General features: G+C 65.2%; 16 protein-coding genes and 3 pseudogenes (2 of these 19 cut by a window edge). 11 read left to right on the forward strand and 8 right to left on the reverse strand.

Going from position 1 to position 15,962, the window contains the following annotated elements; all coding sequences use genetic code 11:
• Both ACFE99_RS01945 and ACFE99_RS01950 read right to left on the reverse strand, forming a co-directional pair.
• Nucleotides 1–591, reverse strand: a pseudogene (locus ACFE99_RS01945) (Hsp70 family protein) (its annotated part extends 626 nt beyond the left edge of the window); the annotation flags it as partial.
• An 88-nt stretch (nucleotides 592–679) separates the two neighbouring features.
• On the reverse strand, nucleotides 680–1,750 hold the full coding sequence (locus tag ACFE99_RS01950) for a dihydrodipicolinate reductase (protein WP_375481911.1): 1,071 nt from the start codon (nucleotides 1,748–1,750) through the stop codon (nucleotides 680–682).
• Nucleotides 1,751–1,955: 205 nt separating this feature from the next.
• On the opposite strand from ACFE99_RS01950, the gene ACFE99_RS01955 reads away from it, so the two are divergent.
• The 3 genes from ACFE99_RS01955 to ACFE99_RS01965 all read left to right on the forward strand — a co-directional run bounded on the left by ACFE99_RS01955 (nucleotide 1,956) and on the right by ACFE99_RS01965 (nucleotide 4,009).
• Nucleotides 1,956–2,363 (forward strand): MmpS family transport accessory protein, encoded by a 408-nt coding sequence (locus ACFE99_RS01955; RefSeq protein ID WP_375481913.1) that lies wholly within the window; start codon nucleotides 1,956–1,958, stop codon nucleotides 2,361–2,363.
• A gap of 49 nt (nucleotides 2,364–2,412) precedes the next feature.
• Nucleotides 2,413–2,634 carry a hypothetical protein gene (locus ACFE99_RS01960; RefSeq protein ID WP_375481915.1) on the forward strand — a complete coding sequence of 74 codons (222 nt, stop codon included), beginning with the start codon at nucleotides 2,413–2,415 and terminating at the stop codon, nucleotides 2,632–2,634.
• Nucleotides 2,635–2,725: 91 nt separating this feature from the next.
• Nucleotides 2,726–4,009, forward strand: a complete 1,284-nt coding sequence (locus tag ACFE99_RS01965) for a cytochrome P450 (protein WP_375481917.1) — start codon at nucleotides 2,726–2,728, stop codon at nucleotides 4,007–4,009.
• Between the two features lie 241 nt (nucleotides 4,010–4,250).
• Here ACFE99_RS01965 and ACFE99_RS01970 read toward each other — a convergent pair whose 3' ends face one another.
• Nucleotides 4,251–4,685 carry a nitroreductase family deazaflavin-dependent oxidoreductase gene (locus tag ACFE99_RS01970; protein WP_375481919.1) on the reverse strand — a complete coding sequence of 145 codons (435 nt, stop codon included), beginning with the start codon at nucleotides 4,683–4,685 and terminating at the stop codon, nucleotides 4,251–4,253.
• A 38-nt stretch (nucleotides 4,686–4,723) separates the two neighbouring features.
• The gene (gene sigI / locus ACFE99_RS01975) at nucleotides 4,724–5,602 is read right to left on the reverse strand and encodes an RNA polymerase sigma factor SigI (protein WP_375481921.1); all 879 of its coding nucleotides are present in this window, start codon (nucleotides 5,600–5,602) and stop codon (nucleotides 4,724–4,726) included.
• A 230-nt stretch (nucleotides 5,603–5,832) separates the two neighbouring features.
• Between sigI and ACFE99_RS01980 the strand changes: the two genes are divergently transcribed.
• From ACFE99_RS01980 to ACFE99_RS02005, 6 genes are all read left to right on the forward strand, one after another.
• The gene (locus ACFE99_RS01980; protein WP_375481923.1) at nucleotides 5,833–5,988 is read left to right on the forward strand and encodes a hypothetical protein; all 156 of its coding nucleotides are present in this window, start codon (nucleotides 5,833–5,835) and stop codon (nucleotides 5,986–5,988) included.
• 102 nt (nucleotides 5,989–6,090) lie between these two features.
• Nucleotides 6,091–6,645 carry a carboxymuconolactone decarboxylase family protein gene (locus ACFE99_RS01985; protein ID WP_375481925.1) on the forward strand — a complete coding sequence of 185 codons (555 nt, stop codon included), beginning with the start codon at nucleotides 6,091–6,093 and terminating at the stop codon, nucleotides 6,643–6,645.
• The gene (locus ACFE99_RS01990; protein WP_375481927.1) at nucleotides 6,642–7,553 is read left to right on the forward strand and encodes an alpha/beta fold hydrolase; all 912 of its coding nucleotides are present in this window, start codon (nucleotides 6,642–6,644) and stop codon (nucleotides 7,551–7,553) included. The genes ACFE99_RS01985 and ACFE99_RS01990 overlap by 4 nt, the downstream gene beginning before the upstream one ends.
• Before the next feature lie 199 nt (nucleotides 7,554–7,752).
• The gene (locus ACFE99_RS01995; RefSeq protein WP_375481929.1) at nucleotides 7,753–7,977 is read left to right on the forward strand and encodes a hypothetical protein; all 225 of its coding nucleotides are present in this window, start codon (nucleotides 7,753–7,755) and stop codon (nucleotides 7,975–7,977) included.
• Nucleotides 7,978–8,083: 106 nt separating this feature from the next.
• Nucleotides 8,084–8,830: a cutinase family protein gene (locus tag ACFE99_RS02000; RefSeq protein WP_375481993.1), complete on the forward strand. Its 747-nt coding sequence runs from the start codon at nucleotides 8,084–8,086 to the stop codon at nucleotides 8,828–8,830.
• A 153-nt stretch (nucleotides 8,831–8,983) separates the two neighbouring features.
• Nucleotides 8,984–10,816, forward strand: a complete 1,833-nt coding sequence (locus tag ACFE99_RS02005; RefSeq protein ID WP_375481931.1) for a serine/threonine-protein kinase PknD — start codon at nucleotides 8,984–8,986, stop codon at nucleotides 10,814–10,816.
• Here ACFE99_RS02005 and ACFE99_RS02010 read toward each other — a convergent pair.
• Nucleotides 10,813–11,265, reverse strand: coding sequence for a VOC family protein (locus ACFE99_RS02010; protein WP_375481933.1), 453 nt, complete (start codon nucleotides 11,263–11,265; stop codon nucleotides 10,813–10,815). The genes ACFE99_RS02005 and ACFE99_RS02010 overlap by 4 nt on opposite strands.
• Before the next feature lie 154 nt (nucleotides 11,266–11,419).
• On the opposite strand from ACFE99_RS02010, the gene ACFE99_RS02015 reads away from it, so the two are divergent.
• Entirely contained in the window at nucleotides 11,420–12,682 is a 1,263-nt protein-coding gene (locus ACFE99_RS02015; protein WP_375481935.1) for a cytochrome P450, read from the forward strand.
• A 238-nt stretch (nucleotides 12,683–12,920) separates the two neighbouring features.
• Nucleotides 12,921–13,472: pseudogene (locus ACFE99_RS02020) on the forward strand (enoyl-CoA hydratase/isomerase family protein); the annotation flags it as partial.
• 92 nt (nucleotides 13,473–13,564) lie between these two features.
• Here ACFE99_RS02020 and ACFE99_RS02025 read toward each other — a convergent pair.
• The 3 genes and pseudogenes from ACFE99_RS02025 to ACFE99_RS02035 all read right to left on the reverse strand — a co-directional run.
• Nucleotides 13,565–14,728: a M24 family metallopeptidase gene (locus ACFE99_RS02025; RefSeq protein WP_375481937.1), complete on the reverse strand. Its 1,164-nt coding sequence runs from the start codon at nucleotides 14,726–14,728 to the stop codon at nucleotides 13,565–13,567.
• Nucleotides 14,718–15,947 (reverse strand): M24 family metallopeptidase, encoded by a 1,230-nt coding sequence (locus tag ACFE99_RS02030; RefSeq protein ID WP_375481939.1) that lies wholly within the window; start codon nucleotides 15,945–15,947, stop codon nucleotides 14,718–14,720. The genes ACFE99_RS02025 and ACFE99_RS02030 overlap by 11 nt, the downstream gene beginning before the upstream one ends.
• Nucleotides 15,944–15,962 (reverse strand): annotated as a pseudogene (locus tag ACFE99_RS02035) (amidohydrolase); its annotated part runs 358 nt beyond the window's last position; the annotation flags it as partial. The pseudogene ACFE99_RS02035 and the gene ACFE99_RS02030, both read right to left, overlap by 4 nt.

The following is a 15,962-nucleotide window of genomic DNA, read 5'->3' on the forward strand; positions in this document are numbered from 1 at the left end:
GTCGTTGTACCGCACGGTGGGGCCGACGGGCTGGTAACCGTTGGCGGCGTCGACCAGGGTGAGGCTGGTGCCGCTGCCGCCGAAGTCGCACACCGCGATGATCCCGTGGGCCGGCAGGCCGGGGTCGGCCTGCAGCGCGACCAGTGCCGCGGCCGCATCTGGCGCCAACACGACCGGCTGGGGGCCACGTGACCATTCGGCGACCCGGCTCAACGCGCCGCGCAACGCCTCCACCGCGGGCGGGCCCCAATGCGCGGGGTAGCTCACCGCCACGGCCTGCGGCAGCGCGCGTCCCCCGGTTGCGGTGTAGGCCAGTGCGCGGAGCGCGTCGGCAACCAGCGTCTCGGGGCGGTGTGTCGAGCCGTCGGCTGCCACGATCCCGGCCGGGTCTCCAACCTTGTCGACGAAGTCGGTGATCACCAGGCCCGGCTCGGTAAGGTTTGGGTTTTCCGATGGCACACCGACTTCGGGCGGACGGCCCCGATACAGCGTCAGCACCGGCTTGCGGGTGACGGCACGGTCGGCGGTGACTGCCGCCAGGGTGGTGGCACCTATGGACAGGCCTACCGCCGGGCGTTCTCCGTTTGCCATCTCGTCCTATCCAGTCCTGTCGCCGGAGTGCGGGCCGCACACCGGGCACCAATTTATAGGCAGCGCTGGTGTGCACTGCACGGGCGCGTCAGCGAATGGTGCCGGCGCCGGCGATCAGCGGAAGGTCCAACGCGGTGACCCAACCGGGTGACAAGTCGTTGACGGCGGGGACCGCGTTGAGCGCACGCATTCCGGTGGCCAGGCATCCGGCTGTGGCGGCGTCGCGCCCGGAGCCGTCGGTGAACCGGAAGGCGGTCTCCTGAAAGATGCTTGGCGTTCCGTCGATGTCAACTCGGTACACGTCGTCCTGGGTCCCTTTGGGCCAGTCGGGCGCGGCGTCGTGACCGATGCGGTTGACGTGTTCGAGCTGGATGCGCGTGTTGCCTTGGTAGATGCCGTTGATGGTGAACCGGACCGCCGCCACCTGTCCTGGTTCGATGACACCCTTCGCCGTCTTGCGCTCGGTGGAAGTCACCCACGTGTCCCAGGTGGTGGTGATCTCGTCGAGCATGATGCCGGCTGCGTGGGCGATCATCGGGACCGTGGCGCCCCAGGCGAAGATCAGCACATCGGGGTTTTGCAGAACAGGCTGGAATTCGGGTTCGCGGCCGATGCCCATCTCGTTTTCGTAGTCGCCGGTGTAGTTGGTGTAATCGAGCAGCTCGGAGGCCTTGACCTTGCGTACTTCCGAGCACACCCCCATCAGCGTCATGGGCAACAAGTCGTTGGCGAAACCGGGGTCGATGCCGGTGGTGAAACACGACGACTCGCCCAACTCGCAGGCCTCGGTAATCGGCTGGATCCAGCTGGGCGGGTTCAGATGCATGGTCGGCCACACCCAGGGCGTCATCGCGGTGGAGCACACGTCGATGCCGGCCCGCAGGAACCGGGTCATCAGCGCGATGTTGTCCGTCGCATGCGCGGCCGTCGGACCGTAGTGCACCAACGCGTCGGGCCGCAGCGCGATCAGCGCGTCGACGTCATCGGTGGCAGTGATGCCGACTCTTGGCAGTTCACAGATCTCGCCGACGTCGCGGCCCACCTTGGCGGGGTTGCTGACACCGACGCCGACCAGCTCGAACAGCGGGTGCTTGACGATCTCGGCGATCACCAGCTTGCCGACGAAGCCGGTACCCCACACCACGATGCGTTTGGACATCAGCCGCCTTCCGTCTCACCACCCCCGATCACCCTAAGCGGACGGCCCAGGCGGCGGGCTCCTTCAACGGTGAACGGCAGCGGCACGCAGTAACGGTTACGACGTGACGTGGCATTGGTTCACCGCCAGGCCGCTGCAGGCCAGCCGCCTTCCTTGCGAAAACACGGTGACGCAGCGGCTCCTCGTGCCACCATGGAAAACCACTATGACCAGTCAATCGTCACCGCAGCCGTCCCGGAAGAGGGTGGCCTCGATTGTGTTGGGTGTCGCTGTCACGGGTGCGGCAGTCGTCGCCGGCGGCGCCACACCCGGCAGCGCCGCAGCGGATCAGCCGCTTCTTCCGCTCGCTCCGCCGAGTAACGAAACGATTCGCTACCAAGTCACTGGGCCGGGCGCCGCCGAATACGTCACCTACGCACTTGACTACCACCAGCAGTACGAACCAAATGTGGCGTTGCCCTGGACGAAGCAGTTTTCGGCGCCAAAGGGTCGGGTGTATGTGCTCAGCGCACAAGCGAATGGTTCGATCACCTGCACGATCTCTATCGACGGCAACGTCGTGAGCGACATGACAGCCACGGGCACGCCCGCGAGAGCCGCTTGCTCGCACTGATTGGTTGCGACGCAGATTTCCGTGACTTCGGCGGCGGATACTTGCGGATATGGCTTTCAAACTGTGGCTCGGCGGTGACGACGATCCCGAGGACTGCGGGGACGGCGACGTATACGAGTTCTTGGACGGCGGCGTGCTCGGTGTTCACTATGCGACTCCCGGACGCTGGTCGGACTACTACCCACCGGCCGGCTGGACCCGCATCGCGGCCGAGCCCAACCATCGGCCCGGTGAGCCGCTGGATCGCTCCATCGGACCAGACTTCGAGTAGACGCCGTTGCCTGGCTGCCTTCGCCTTCAGGATCCGGCGCCGGCGGTTAGGCTCGCGACGGTAGTTCCCTCATCGACGGAGGGCAGCAGCCATGGGCATTGCGACTCGACTCAACGGCGCGGCGCCGCCTAAGGTGCCGCTTGCCGACATCGACCTGAGTTCCTGGGATTTCTGGGGGCTTGACGACGATGTGCGCGACGGAGCGTTCGCGACGCTGCGACGCGAGGCGCCGATCTCCTTCTGGGCTGAGCCTGTTCAGCCGGGGTTCGAGGAAGGCCCCGGCCACTGGGCGTTCACCAAGTTCGACGACGTCTTTTATGCCAGCCGGCATCCGGAGACCTTCAGCTCGCATCCCAACATCACGATCAACGACCAACCGCCGGAGGTCGCTGAATTCTTCGGCTCGATGATCGCGCTCGACGACCCGCGACATCAGCGGTTGCGCTCGATCGTCAGCCGGGCGTTCACGCCGAAAGTGGTGGCGCGCACCGAAGCGTCGGTGCGCGAGCGGGCTCACCGACTCGTTCAGTCGATGATTACCGGCCACCCCGACGGAAAAGGTGAGGTGGTCAGCGAGCTGGCCGGGCCGCTGCCGTTGCAGGTGATCTGCGACATGATGGGCATTCCCGAGGAGGACCATCAGCGGATCTTCCACTGGACCAACGTGATTCTTGGCTTCGGTGACCCCGATTTGGCAACCGATTTCGAAGAGTTCACCACGGTGTCGTTGGAAATCGGCGCCTACGCCACCGCGCTGGCCGAAGACCGCCGGGTCAATCCGCGCGATGACCTGACGACCAGCCTGGTGCAGGCCGAGGTCGACGGCGAGCGGTTGACGTCGGCAGAGATCGCGTCGTTCTTCATCCTGCTGACGGTGGCCGGCAACGAGACGACGCGCAACGCGATCAGCCACGGAGTGCTGGCGCTGACCCGCTACCCCGAGCAAAAGGCGAAGTGGTGGGCCGACTTCGAGGGTTTGACCCATTCGGCGGTCGAAGAGATCGTGCGGTGGGCCTCACCGGTGATCTACATGCGGCGCACGCTCACTCACGACATCGAGTTGCGCGGTGTAACGATGGCGGCCGGCGACAAAGTCACGCTGTGGTACTGCTCGGCCAACCGCGACGAGTCGAAGTTCGCCGACCCGTGGACGTTCGACGTGGCGCGCGACCCGAACCCGCACGTCGGCTTCGGCGGTGGCGGTGCACATTTCTGCCTGGGCGCCAATCTGGCTCGCCGTGAGATCAGTGTCATGTTCGACGAGCTGCACCGCGAGATCCCCGACATCGTCGCGACCGAGGAACCCGCGCGGCTGCTCTCACCGTTCATTCACGGCATCAAGACGCTGCCGGTCGCCTGGACACCGTCCGGGTAATTTCCGCACGGTTGCGAACCGCCACATGCTCATTCCAGCTACGCTCTTTCCAGCCTTGCAATGATCTGCCGCATGTCGGGCAGGGTCACGCCGTATGTGTTCCGCGCGATGCGCTCCACGGCGCCTAGCGTGGAAATGTAATGCTTTGCGTCATGACCAGTGACCCAAAAGGATTCGCCTGAATCAGAACGCGTTACCCGCCACATTGTGTGCCCTCCTTACCGCGAGGCATCCTCTCCCGTCACGGGGTGATGTCGAGTCGCATGAATTGCTTTATTCCAAGCGACCTGAGTGCCATGCGCTGTAGTGGGTTGAACATTGCACGCACCAGTGGCTTTGCGTCCGCCCAGTTCACCAATTGTGGTCGCACGGCGTGGTGGTACTTCCCGCTTACCCGTATCCAGCAGTACCTCGCTGCGTAGACGTTGCGCACCCAGTCTGACTGGTTGCCGAACGTCAAAGGCACCACCGCGGTATCCCCGTTCACACGCGCATTTACCGGTGTCACATAGCTTTTGCCGGATCGGCGTCCCACGTGATGGATGGCTGCCACCATGGCGAAGAAACGTCGGCCGGCCAGCTTGGCGACGGCCGGGTTGAGGAGCTTGCTGAGTGGTGACACCACCAGTCGGACGATCAGGGACGGTCCGATGGGATCGACGACTGTGCTGTTCATGCTGTATGGACGAGGCGAGAGTCGAGAATGTGACGTGGTTAGGCCGTTCCGAAGAGCTGCGCGCGCAGGGGCGCAAGCGTTGAGTGGTCCACGTGGACATGGATTTTGGTGATATTGTCAGCGCCGATCGTTAGGGCGATGACGCCCATGAGCTTTCGGTTGACGAACGCCAACACAGCCGGTTCCACCCCGAGGGGCTGGGACACGAGGACGGTTCTGGAACGGCCCCAGAAGCGCAAAATGTTTTCGGCGACTCGCTCAGCGCCCACCACGACAAGGCCTTTGCGAGTGTCGACCTCTCCGGTGACGTTGGGATCGAGTACGGCAAGAAGCTCATCGAGGTTGCCGGTGGCACACGCCGCAATGAATTTTGTGGTGAGCACCTGATGGTCCGCCGGTTCGACAGTTCGGCGGGCGTTCGGGGATTGGGCGATCTTGCGTCGGGCCCTGCTGGCCAGTTGCCGACACGCCGTTGACGGCCTGCCCACTGTCAATGCGATCACGTCGAAGGGCTGCTGGAAGATGTCGTGGAGAACGAACACGACCCGTTCGGCGGGTGTGAGGCGTTCCATCACCACCAGCAGCGCCAGCCGCAGCTCGTCGTCGAGTGTGACTCGATCGGCAGGATCGATTGAGGCGGAGGGACGTTCGCGGTGGCCGGGGGCGGCCATGTCTTCTGGTCGTTCCCGTCGTGTCGACGCCGACTTGACGTAATCCAGGCACAGCCGGCTGGTCACCACGATCAGCCAGCCACGCTCGTCGTCGATCTCGTCGAGCCGAGTCTGCATCAGGCGGAAGAAGGCTTCTTGAACCACGTCCTCGGCTACGCCGATGTCGCCGACGATCCGGAACGCCAAGTCGACCAGAAATGCGCGATGAGTCTTCCACGCCAGGTCGAAAGATTCATCCGCAAACATCTGCGCTCCTTCGGAGATTCCGGCCAAGGCCGAGGCCGTCCTTCTACCTGATATGGACGAAACAACGCCGCAAAATGTGACATCGCGCACGGTACGCCCATCACCGTGTTAGGCGCTCCGCACTTGCCCGACCTCGATGAGGTGTCCGTCAAGATCTCGGATATAGGCGCGGATCTCGTATCCCTGGTCTGTCTCTTCGGATTTCACGTTCGGCACGTACACCCTTCGGGATGTTCGTGCCCACGATGGGCACACCATTGCCGACGGCGGCCAACTGGTCGGCTACCGCGCGTCCGATCCCGTCGGCGCCACCGATGATCAAGGCCTACCTCATCGTGCTTGCTTTCGGGTTGATGGATAGGACGAGGCGGCGCACGCCGACATGACATCGGACCGGTATGTCACACGCAGCGCTCGCGCATCGTCCTAGGAGCCGTCACGCGGCGCAGAAATCATCGACCGCGGAAACTCCAGAAAGGACGCAGACCATGTCAGCACCGAAAACAACAGGAGATGTCGCCGACCCGGTCACCGCGATGCTGCAACAGGCCAAAGCAGCCAGTGGGGGCCGGCTGCTGGCCCTGCACAATGACCTGGCCCGTTCGCCGGCTACCCTGGCCGCCTACCTCGGTCTGCGCCGCGCGGGCGGCGACTACGGAACGCTGCATGCAGCTGTTCGCGCCGCCATTATGCTGACCGCCGGGGTGGTCGACGGCGGCGACTACTCGCAGGCCATCGCTACTCAGCTGGCACTCGGGGCCGGGATGAGTGCGCAAGAAACCGTGGCTGTCCGCGCGGGTCACGTCGACGATGCCCGCACCGCCGCGCTGTTGGCGGTGATCCGCGAAGCCGCGGGGAACACCGGCGCGGTCAGCAACGCCACCTGGGACGCCGCGACCGCCGCCGGGTGGAGCGACGAGCAGCTCATCGAGGCGTTCGTGTACCTGGCATTGACCGTATTCGTCGACTATTTCACCAATTTCGCCCGAACCGAGTTCGACGTACCCGCAGCACCACCGATCACGACAGGAGAACAGCGATGAACCCGCTCACCCCGATTGCGCGCCCAGACTGGTTGCCGTTCGAGCGCTGGCCGTTCGACACCGCGATGCTCAGCACTTCCGCGGGGCGGATCGCGGTCACCGATGTGGGCTCCGGGCCCACGCTGCTGTTCGCGCACGTCGGCAGCTGGAGTTTCATCTGGCGCGACTTGCTCGTCGACTTGAGCCGGCAGTACCGCTGCATCACGCTCGACGCGCCAGGCAGCGGCCTCAGCTCCGACCCGGACGCGCCGGTGACGCTGCGGGGTGCGAGCGACGCGATCGGAGCGGCCATTGATTCGCTCGATCTGCACGGAATCACGCTGATCATGCACGATGTCGGAGGACCCGCCGGGCTGGCGGCCGCCGCCGACCGAGCAGGGCGCATCGCGGGGCTTGTCGCGCTCAATGCATTGGGGTGGAAGCCCTCCGGCGCGGCGTTACGCGCCATGATCGCCGTGATGGGCAGCGCGCCGGCACGCGCGTCCGGCGGCGTGACGGGCTGGTTGGCCAGGCTCAGCGCCTCGTCGTTCGGCGCCGGCCGGCACTGGGACGCCACAGACCGGGCAATCTTCTTGGCTGGACTGAACCGGTCGGCCCGCCGTAACACTCACCGCTACATAAAGGCACTGGCGCAGGAAAACGATCTGCTACGCCGGGCGGAAGCAGCGCTGCGCGAAGAGTTATCGGGGCGTCCGCTGCTGACTGTGTTCGGCGCGCGCAACGACCCGTTCGGTTTTGGGAAGCGATGGAAGCAGCTGTTCCCCCACGCCGAACAGCACATCATTGCCGGTGGCAACCACTACCCGATGGGTGATGACCCCCATGGCGTCGCCGAATGGATCCGGCACTGGCACACTGCCGAAGTTTCTTCTGGCCGGATTCCCCAGGGCCGCAATCAAACTCGGTAACTGGCAAGTTAATGCCATGTCGCACGACGTAATGCAACGATCCGTGCACGCCAGCGCATCCGGCGGGTCATCGTAGTCATCAGGCCGCACATCGCCGGTGCGAGCCGTCAGCGGTGGTAATGCTGCCTTCACCCGGTAGCGGGTCATCGGACCCAGCGCGCCCGGTACGGTAGCGAACGCCGTCATGTCGAGGCGTTGGATGACCGCTGCGGACGCCGCATTAACTTCATCCACTTCGAACCTCTTGCGTGACCGAGCGATCAATACGCGCCTGCCCGACAAGGGCATTCACACTTGGCTGATCCGCTGCCCAGCCGGCGTAAATGTCGCAAACTCGGCCGGGCAAATCGAGCTCGACATTTTGCGGGCCGGTAACGAGCAAACGTCGCGGTGGCGGCGGGCTGAACAGACGGCCGAGACGTGAAGCCTATCGGGCGACATGTGGCGAATGCGACTCCCCAGTTTGCCGCGGGATATGTCAGCATTGATGCGTGAATCCACGTGTCGCCACCAGATTGCTTGCTGTTGCCATGCTATCCATTTGGGCAGTGCCGGACACTTTGGTTCCATCCGCGTCCGCGCAATCTTGCCCCGACGTCCAGGTAGTGTTCGCCCGCGGTACCGGTGAGCCTCCCGGTGTCGGCCCCACCGGGCAGGCGTTCGTCGACTCCCTGCGCTCCCGTGTCGGCGGAAGGTCGATGGATGTGTACCCGGTCAACTACCCCGCCAGCGACGACTGGGCCACGTCCGGCCTCGACGGTATTCGAGACGCGGGCACTCATGTCGTTTCCACCGCGAGCAGCTGTCCCCAGACCAAGATGGTGTTGAGTGGTTATTCCCAGGGCGCGGCGGTGATGGGCTTCGTCACCTCGCCTGCGGTGCCCGACGGGGTCGATCCGGCGACCGTGCCCAAACCGCTGTCGCCCGACGTCGCTAACCACGTCGCCGCCGTCGTGCTCTTCGGAATGCCCAATGTCCGCGCGATGAACTTCCTCGGGCAGCCGCCGGTCGTGATCGGCCCGGCATACCAGGCCAAGACCATTAAGGTGTGCGCCCCGGAGGACCCGGTCTGCTCGGACGGCCTGAACTTCGCCGCGCACGATACCTATGCCGACGACGCCAGCGTGGTTGACAAGGGCGCTGCTTTTGCCGCCAGTCGCTTGGGCGCAGCTCCGGCCAACAGTGCGCCGCCACAGTCGTTCGATGCGCCACCGCCAGCTGAACCAGTCCCTACACCGCCTCCGCCCGCCGAAGGCGACCAGGCGCCTGCTGCCTAACCGGGCGCATCCGGTCCAGTCCGACCGGCAAGTCAGCTCCACAGGTGGCGTCGGCGCGTTGCCGATGCTCTGGGCATCCAAACGCCTGCGACGGTGAAACGTCGCGGGTTAGGGTGCTGCCAAGTTGCTGGCAGGTCGCTGTGGGAGGGGTCGTTGCAGGGAACTTCGTTCGGAAAGTACCGGCTGATCGAGTTGCTCGGCCGCGGCGGCATGGGCGAGGTGTGGCGTGCCTACGACACTGTGATCGACCGGGTGGTCGCGATCAAGATCCTGCCTCCCGAAATGTCCCAGGACGAGGTTTTTCAGCTGCGGTTCCGCCGCGAAGCCCATGCGGCCACGCGACTCAACAGCCCGCACGTCATACCGATCCACACCCACGGCGAAATACAGGGCCACTTGTTCGTCGACATGCGGCTGATCGAGGGTCGCGACTTGCAGAGCGTGCTTGAGGCCGGGCCGCCGCTGCAGCCGGCCCGGGCGGTGCACATCATCGAGCAGGTCGCCAAGGCATTGCATGCCGCGCACCGGGTGGGGCTGATCCACCGCGATGTCAAGCCGTCCAACGTTTTGCTCGACGAAGACGACTTCGCCTATCTCATCGATTTCGGAATCGCGCGCGCCGCCGGCGAACTGGCGTTGACAACGGCCGGCGGCGTGGTCGGCACCTTCCATTACATGGCTCCGGAAAGGTTCAGCACCGGGCACGTCGATGCCCGCTCGGACATCTATGCGCTGGCCTGTGTGCTCTACGAGTGCTTGACCGGGGAGCACCCGTACCCCGGGGACAGCATGGAGCAGCAGCTCACCAACCATCTGATGAGCCCACCGCCGCAGCCGTCGTTCACCAACCCGGCGCTGCCGGCGAGCTTCGACATGGTCATCGCCAAAGGAATGGCCAAAAATCCGGACGAGCGCTACCGGACCGCTGTCGAGTTGGCGCGCGCCGCCCGCGACGCGCTCACCCCGCCGAGCGCCTACCCGCAAGGGCCCCTTCGCACGCAGCCGCCACGACCCGACCAAACTCCACCACCGCAGCGGCCAAAACCAATCCGGGGCCCAGCCCGCAAACCCGCGTCTGGACGCCGGCCCGAAGCGACGCGGTCACCGTCACGGCCGTGGTGGCGCCGAAAGACTGTCGCCATCTCGGCCGCCGCCCTGCTCGCCGTCGTTCTCACCGTCGGCGTCGGCGTGGCCACGATGCGCCACGCACGTCAAGAAAGCGGCCAGTCCGGCCAGACCACATTGCCTTTCACCGGTCTCAGCAACCCCGACGGTGTGACGGTGGACAACGGCGGCACGGTATATGTCGCCGACACCCTGAACGACCGGATCCTCTCGCTCCCCGCCGGCTCGACCGGCCCCGCGGTGTTGCCTTTTGACGGCCTCAAGAATCCGACCGGAGTGACCGCCGACAACAGCGGCACCGTCTACGTCACCGACGCCGGCAACAAGCGGGTGGTGGTGCTTCCGGCCGGAACCACAAAGCAAATCGAATTGCCCTTCAGCGACCTCGCGGACCCGACCGGGGTAACGGTGGACAGCAGCCGCACGGTCTACGTCACCGACACCGCCAAGAATCGGGTGGTGGCGCTTCCTGCCGGCTCCGACAGGCAAAGCGAGCTGCCTTTCGCGGGCCTGAGCAATCCGACCGGTGTGGTGGTGAACAGCAGCGGAACCATCTACGTCGCCGACGGTGGCAACAATCGCGTCCTGGCGTTGCCCCGAGGCTCGAGCGTGCAATCCGTGGTGCCATTCGACGGCCTCAGCGAACCCGGCGGTGTGACCGTGGACGGCCAGGGCGCCGTGTACGTTACCGACAGCGCCAACAATCGTGCGCTCAAGCTTCCGGTCGGTTCGACCGCGCAAGTCAAACTTCCCTTCGTCGGCCTGGACTATCCGTGGGGTTTGGCGGTCGACAACATCGGCACCGTCTACGTCGCAGGCCACAACAACAAGGTGGTGGCGTTGCGGCAACAACCACGTTAAGGGCGCGGCGGCAGCACCGCCAGCCACGAGTCCGAGAGCAGTTCGATCAGTTGCCCATCCGGGTCGCGGATCATCGCCGATTGCTCCGACACCGTCTCGTCGATCACCGATCCCGCGAAGCCGTCGACCAGCTGGAGAACGGCATCGAGATCCGACACCGACAGCGATAGATGGGTCAGGCCCACTTGGTCCATGGCACGCCGGGGCCCGGCGTGCACGTCGCGCTGCGAATAGTCGAGGAGTTCGAGCACAAAGCCGTCGCGCACCAGGTAGGTCGCATGCAGGCCAAGCGGCTTGGCCAACTGCAGGAGCCGGTCGGTGCCGTCGTCGGGCGGTTCGACCTCCCACCAGAACTCGAAGCCAAGCAGACCCTGGTAGAAGCGGCGGGAACGCTCGCGATCCGCGACGCATAACCCGACATGGTTGAAAACCATTTGGTGGCTGTTCATTTCGGCCCTTCGTGCACTGCTGACGCCGCTTCGCTACTCTCGGCCGCGTCGAAACGGCAAAATCGTCAAGATGGCGTAATAAACTGTGAGGTTACCGGCGAAGTAGCCCTCGAGGCTGAATTCAGCCAGATTATTTGCGCTGGAGGCTTTTTCGATGACCAAAGGTTCTGGGCGAGCCGACGTCGACCCCGACGTGGTTGTTGATTTCGATCATCACTCCGACGAGTTCAACGTCAACGAGCTGACGATCAGCGCCGCGCTTCGCCGGCGCTGCCCCGTCGCCTGGAATGAGAACTACGGCGGATTCTGGTTCGTCACCAGCTACGACGCGGTGGCGCGAATCGCCCGAGGCGGCGACACATTCGCCCACAAATACGAGCCGAACGCCGCCGACGGTATCGACTACCAGGGCGAAATGGGCGTACCGCGTCCCGAAGGCCAGCCGGCCCTGGGCATCGGCGAAGTCGACGGCCCCTACCATCAGGCGTTACGGCGGGCACTTGCCCCGTTCTTCTCCCCGGGAGCGGTCGACAAGATGCGGCCGTTCATGCAGGAATCGGCGCACGGTTTCCTCGACCGACGGATCGGTGACGGGCAAATGGACCTCGTGCTCGACTACGCGAGCCCGGTCCCGGCGATCCTGACCATGAGGCTGATGGGCCTGCCCTACGACAACTGGCAGCGCTACGCCAACCTCTTTCACTCCGTGATGGCGGTTCCCCAAGACAGCGACGAGTACGCCAAAGCCATCGCTGAAGTCCCGGCGATGATGGAGGGGTTGCTGAAGTTCGCAGCGACCCGGCGCGTCGAGCCGCGCGACGATTTGACCAGCTTCCTCGTGCAGTTCAAATTCGACGGCAAGCGCCTGGACGACGCGCAGGTTCTCGACATTCTGTGGAACCTCATCGGCGGTGGTGCCCACACCACAACGTCGCTGACCGCGCTGAGCCTGCTGCACCTCGGCACCCACCCGGATCTGCGTCGACAACTCATCGACGATCCCGGGCTCTACCGCACCGCCACAGACGAGTTCTTGCGCTACTTCTCGGTCAACCAGCAACTGAGTCGCACGGTGACCCGCGACGTGGTGCTCGGGGGCCAACAGCTTCGCCGCAACGACCGGGTCATCATCAGCTGGCTCGCCGCTAACCACGACGAGCACGAGTTCGAACGCCCGGATGACATCATCTTGGATCGTTCTCCCAACCGCCACTTGGCATTCGGGCTCGGCCCGCATCGATGCATCGGATCTCATCTGGCACGTGTCATGTTCGAAGTGATGGTCAAGGCGGTGCTCGACCGCATTCCCGACTATCAGGTTGACACCAGCGGCGTCTACGAATACCTCGGCAATCCGAGCATGACCGGGCTGGGCAGGCTGCCGGTCACCTTCACTCCCCAGCCGAAGCGAGGCTAGGTAGACCTGACGGCGCCGCGGCAGGAGAACCAGATTTAAGCGGAGACTACAAACTGCCCCGATTGCGCCGGTCGCTGCCAGACTGGCGGTGTACACCTTGGGGCCAGGATGTGGGAGGCAGTTCGTGACGCTCCGGCGGCTGCGCCACGAGATCGATATTCCCGGCGGGGAGGTAGACCCGACCAAGGCGCGCCTGAGCCCGACTTCGACGTAACAAACACAGACCGGAGATCACCGCATCGCCGAGGCCAAGGGCTACTGCTACGGCTGGCACTTCTACCAGGCCGGCGACGCCGACCTGGTGGTCTCCTCCGACGATGCCCTGTTCGGCCACCCCGCCTTCCGCTACGTTGGATGGGGCCCGCGGCTGTGGTGGTGGGCAGAGACCATGGGCTTGCGCAAGTTCTCCGAAATGCTGTTCAACGGGCGGCCTTTCACCGCCAAGGAGATGTACGAGTGCGGCTTTGTCAATAGTGTTGTGCCACGCGAGAACCTCGAGGAGGAGACGCTGAAGTACGCGATGGCGTGCTCGCGGTCCCGTCCCACCGATACCGCGGCCGTACAGAAGACATTCCTGGAGCTCTACAAGCAGCACACGGGCGAGTACTTCGGCAGCCTGCTCACCGGGCTGGTCGAGGGGATGCTGCCGATGATTCAGAACGACCGGGACAACGAGGTGAAACTGACCGAAGGTACGTTCGGCAAGGGCCTCAACAACATTGTGAAGGACAACGATATGAACTTCCCGCCCGAGTGGCGACTGAGCCGCTCGGGACGCGCCAAGCCGTGACCGCGGATCGCAAGTCGGCATTGACCGGGTCAAACTGCAAACCGAGGACCACGCGGTGATCTACATGGTCACCCGCGATCGCCGGGTGGCGGTCAACCAGATGCTGGTGCGGGCGGCCGAACAGACCTGCCAGCCGATCCGGCCCAGGACGGGCTCGCGGTCAGCACCGCCGGGCCGTCGTCGGTGGTGTGCACCGCGTCGCGAGTCAGCACCGCCCCGACCCCTTCCCGCCAGACATAGCCGGTGAGCGCCAATACCATTCCGGCGTCAAGCCGGTCCTGCGCTGCGCTGCGCGACAGTGCTGGTGTGACCACCGGCGGATCGAATCCCAGCCCGAGCCCGTACGCCACCGGCATCGGCGGTAGCGGCTCCTCGGCAGCGTCATAGGCGGCCAACAGATCGCCCGCCGCGGCGCCGGGGCGGCAGGCCGCAACGAGTTTGCGCCACAACGTGTTCGACCGCTCATACAGTTCCCGGATCGCGGCATTGTCGGCGTCTCCGGCCGGCCAGGTCCGGGCCACCTCGCCGACATAGCCGTCCGCGAGCGCCCCGGCGGCCAAGACCACCAGATCACCGGCTCGCACGCGGCCCTCGCCGTCGCGTCGGCCAGGGTCATCCCGCGACGTCACCCACGCGGCGTCCTGGGTGGCCGGTGTACTCACCCCGCCGGCAGCCATCGCCTCCAGCACCGCACCCGCCAATGTTTTTACGGGCATGCCGGGCTGCAGCTCGGTCAATGCCGCGGCCACACCGTCTTCGGCGACGCGCAGTGCGCTGCTCATCGCTGCCAGCTCCTCGGGCGTCTTGGTCCGACGTGCCGCCTGCATCGCCGACTCCCCGTCGACAAATTCGGCATTCGGAAACGCGAGTGGCAGCAGCTTGGCGAAAGTGGGCGAGAGCGCGTCAATTCCGACCCGGCGCGCCGCCGAAGCGCCGGCGATGTTCTGCAACACCGCGATGAGTGTCATCGGATTCCACGCCAGGCCGTAGAGGTGGTCGTGGTCGATCTCCTCCGGGATGCCCTCGTCGGCGGTGCTGTTGAGGTAGATCTCGCCGGTGGCGCGCACCACGACGCAGACCGGCCCGAACGGTCGTGTGCCGGCGATCCACAATTGCGGTGCGCCGGTCACGTAGCGCACATTGGCCTGACGCCCGAGGACCAGGATGTCGAGGTCGTGAGCCGCCATCTGGGCCAGTGCCCGCTCCCGCCGCGCGTAGCGCAGCGCGCGGTTATCGGGCTGAATCTCAGTCGCCATAAGGCGAATACGGATAGTCGGTCAACGGCAGCCAGCCGTCTTCGGTGATCACCACGATCTCCTCGCTTCGGTAGCCGCCGGTGCCGTCCTCCCACACCACCGGCTCCAGCACCAGCACCATGCCGGGCGGGAAGACGAAGTTGTCGTCGAACTCCTCGCCCAAATCGGTTCCGATCATCGGTGTTTCGGCGGGATAGGTGCCGATGCCGTGGGCCAGATAGAAATGCGGCAGCCACGGCTTTGTGCCACCGTTGGCGGCGATCGCCGCGCGCGCGAGCTCACCTGACGTCGCACCGGCTTTCGTTACGCTGAGCACCGCATCGAGGATCGCCCGCCATTTGTGGAACTGCTCCTGCTGACGGGCGTCGGGCTTTTCACCGACCACCCAGGTGCGGCCGAAGTCCGAGCAGTACCCGGCATAGGTGATGCTGATGTCGGTCCACAGCACATCGCCGTTCGCCAGTTCACGTTCGGAGGTCAGCAGCGGCAGCGCGAGATCGCCGTGAGTGGTCCACACCCCGTCGGCGCGGCGGCTGGGCATCACTTGCCAGATCGCATCCAGGATGTTCGCCGTGGCGCCCAGTTCGAACGACTTACGCACGAAGCGGGCCGACAAGTCGATTTGGCGCACCCCGGGCGCCAGCGCCTGCTGCGTCTCGGCGGCAGCTTCTTCGGTGATCCGGGATGCCCGCCGGATACAAGCGATCTGATCCGGGGTCTTGACCAGCATCGCGGCGTCGACCACGGCGGCGGCGTCAGAGGGCGGACCGCCCGGGAACAGCCGGCCGGTCGCGCGCAGCATCGCGCACGTCATCTCGTCGACCGCCACTGCGGCCCCCGAAGGAACCACCTCGGCGAGCACCTTGGAGAAAAGCTCGACTCCCTCGTCGGATTCGAGGTACAGCGGCCCGTGGACATGATCGGCCGGCAGGTGCGACGCGGCTCCCGCCCGGAACGGCATGAACAGATGCGGGTGCTCGTCGCCGGCCAGCACGATCGCCACCGGGCGCTCCACGTGGGACAGGCCGGCGTCGAGCAGCGGCCAGCTGGCGCCCGTCGCGTACACCACGTTGTTATTCATCAGCAGAACCAGGGCATCGACGCCGCGTTCGGCCATCGCCGCGCGAAGCCGGGCGCTGACCTCGCGGTGCATGCGCGCGTGGTCGGGTTCGTCGGGAATCTCGATCGCCGCGGACGACGGCTGCGCACCTGGGCTCATGTAAAGCCCAAGAAC

This window comes from uncultured Mycobacterium sp., assembly GCF_964249325.1.
Taxonomy (GTDB): Bacteria; Actinomycetota; Actinomycetes; order Mycobacteriales; family Mycobacteriaceae; genus Mycobacterium.

Excerpts from the sequence above, each read along its gene's own strand:
- ACFE99_RS01950 (WP_375481911.1), bottom strand. The coding sequence starts at position 1,750 with ATGTCCAAACGCATCGTGGTGTGGGGTACCGGCTTCGTCGGCAAGCTG.
- ACFE99_RS01955 (WP_375481913.1), top strand. The coding sequence starts at position 1,956 with ATGACCAGTCAATCGTCACCGCAGCCGTCCCGGAAGAGGGTGGCCTCG.
- ACFE99_RS01960 (WP_375481915.1), top strand. The coding sequence starts at position 2,413 with ATGGCTTTCAAACTGTGGCTCGGCGGTGACGACGATCCCGAGGACTGC.
- ACFE99_RS01965 (WP_375481917.1), top strand. The coding sequence starts at position 2,726 with ATGGGCATTGCGACTCGACTCAACGGCGCGGCGCCGCCTAAGGTGCCG.
- ACFE99_RS01970 (WP_375481919.1), bottom strand. The coding sequence starts at position 4,685 with ATGAACAGCACAGTCGTCGATCCCATCGGACCGTCCCTGATCGTCCGA.
- sigI (WP_375481921.1), bottom strand. The coding sequence starts at position 5,602 with ATGTTTGCGGATGAATCTTTCGACCTGGCGTGGAAGACTCATCGCGCA.
- ACFE99_RS01980 (WP_375481923.1), top strand. The coding sequence starts at position 5,833 with ATGTTCGTGCCCACGATGGGCACACCATTGCCGACGGCGGCCAACTGG.
- ACFE99_RS01985 (WP_375481925.1), top strand. The coding sequence starts at position 6,091 with ATGTCAGCACCGAAAACAACAGGAGATGTCGCCGACCCGGTCACCGCG.
- ACFE99_RS01990 (WP_375481927.1), top strand. The coding sequence starts at position 6,642 with ATGAACCCGCTCACCCCGATTGCGCGCCCAGACTGGTTGCCGTTCGAG.
- ACFE99_RS01995 (WP_375481929.1), top strand. The coding sequence starts at position 7,753 with ATGACCGCTGCGGACGCCGCATTAACTTCATCCACTTCGAACCTCTTG.
- ACFE99_RS02000 (WP_375481993.1), top strand. The coding sequence starts at position 8,084 with ATGCTATCCATTTGGGCAGTGCCGGACACTTTGGTTCCATCCGCGTCC.
- ACFE99_RS02010 (WP_375481933.1), bottom strand. The coding sequence starts at position 11,265 with ATGAACAGCCACCAAATGGTTTTCAACCATGTCGGGTTATGCGTCGCG.
- ACFE99_RS02015 (WP_375481935.1), top strand. The coding sequence starts at position 11,420 with ATGACCAAAGGTTCTGGGCGAGCCGACGTCGACCCCGACGTGGTTGTT.
- ACFE99_RS02025 (WP_375481937.1), bottom strand. The coding sequence starts at position 14,728 with ATGGCGACTGAGATTCAGCCCGATAACCGCGCGCTGCGCTACGCGCGG.
- ACFE99_RS02030 (WP_375481939.1), bottom strand. The coding sequence starts at position 15,947 with ATGAGCCCAGGTGCGCAGCCGTCGTCCGCGGCGATCGAGATTCCCGAC.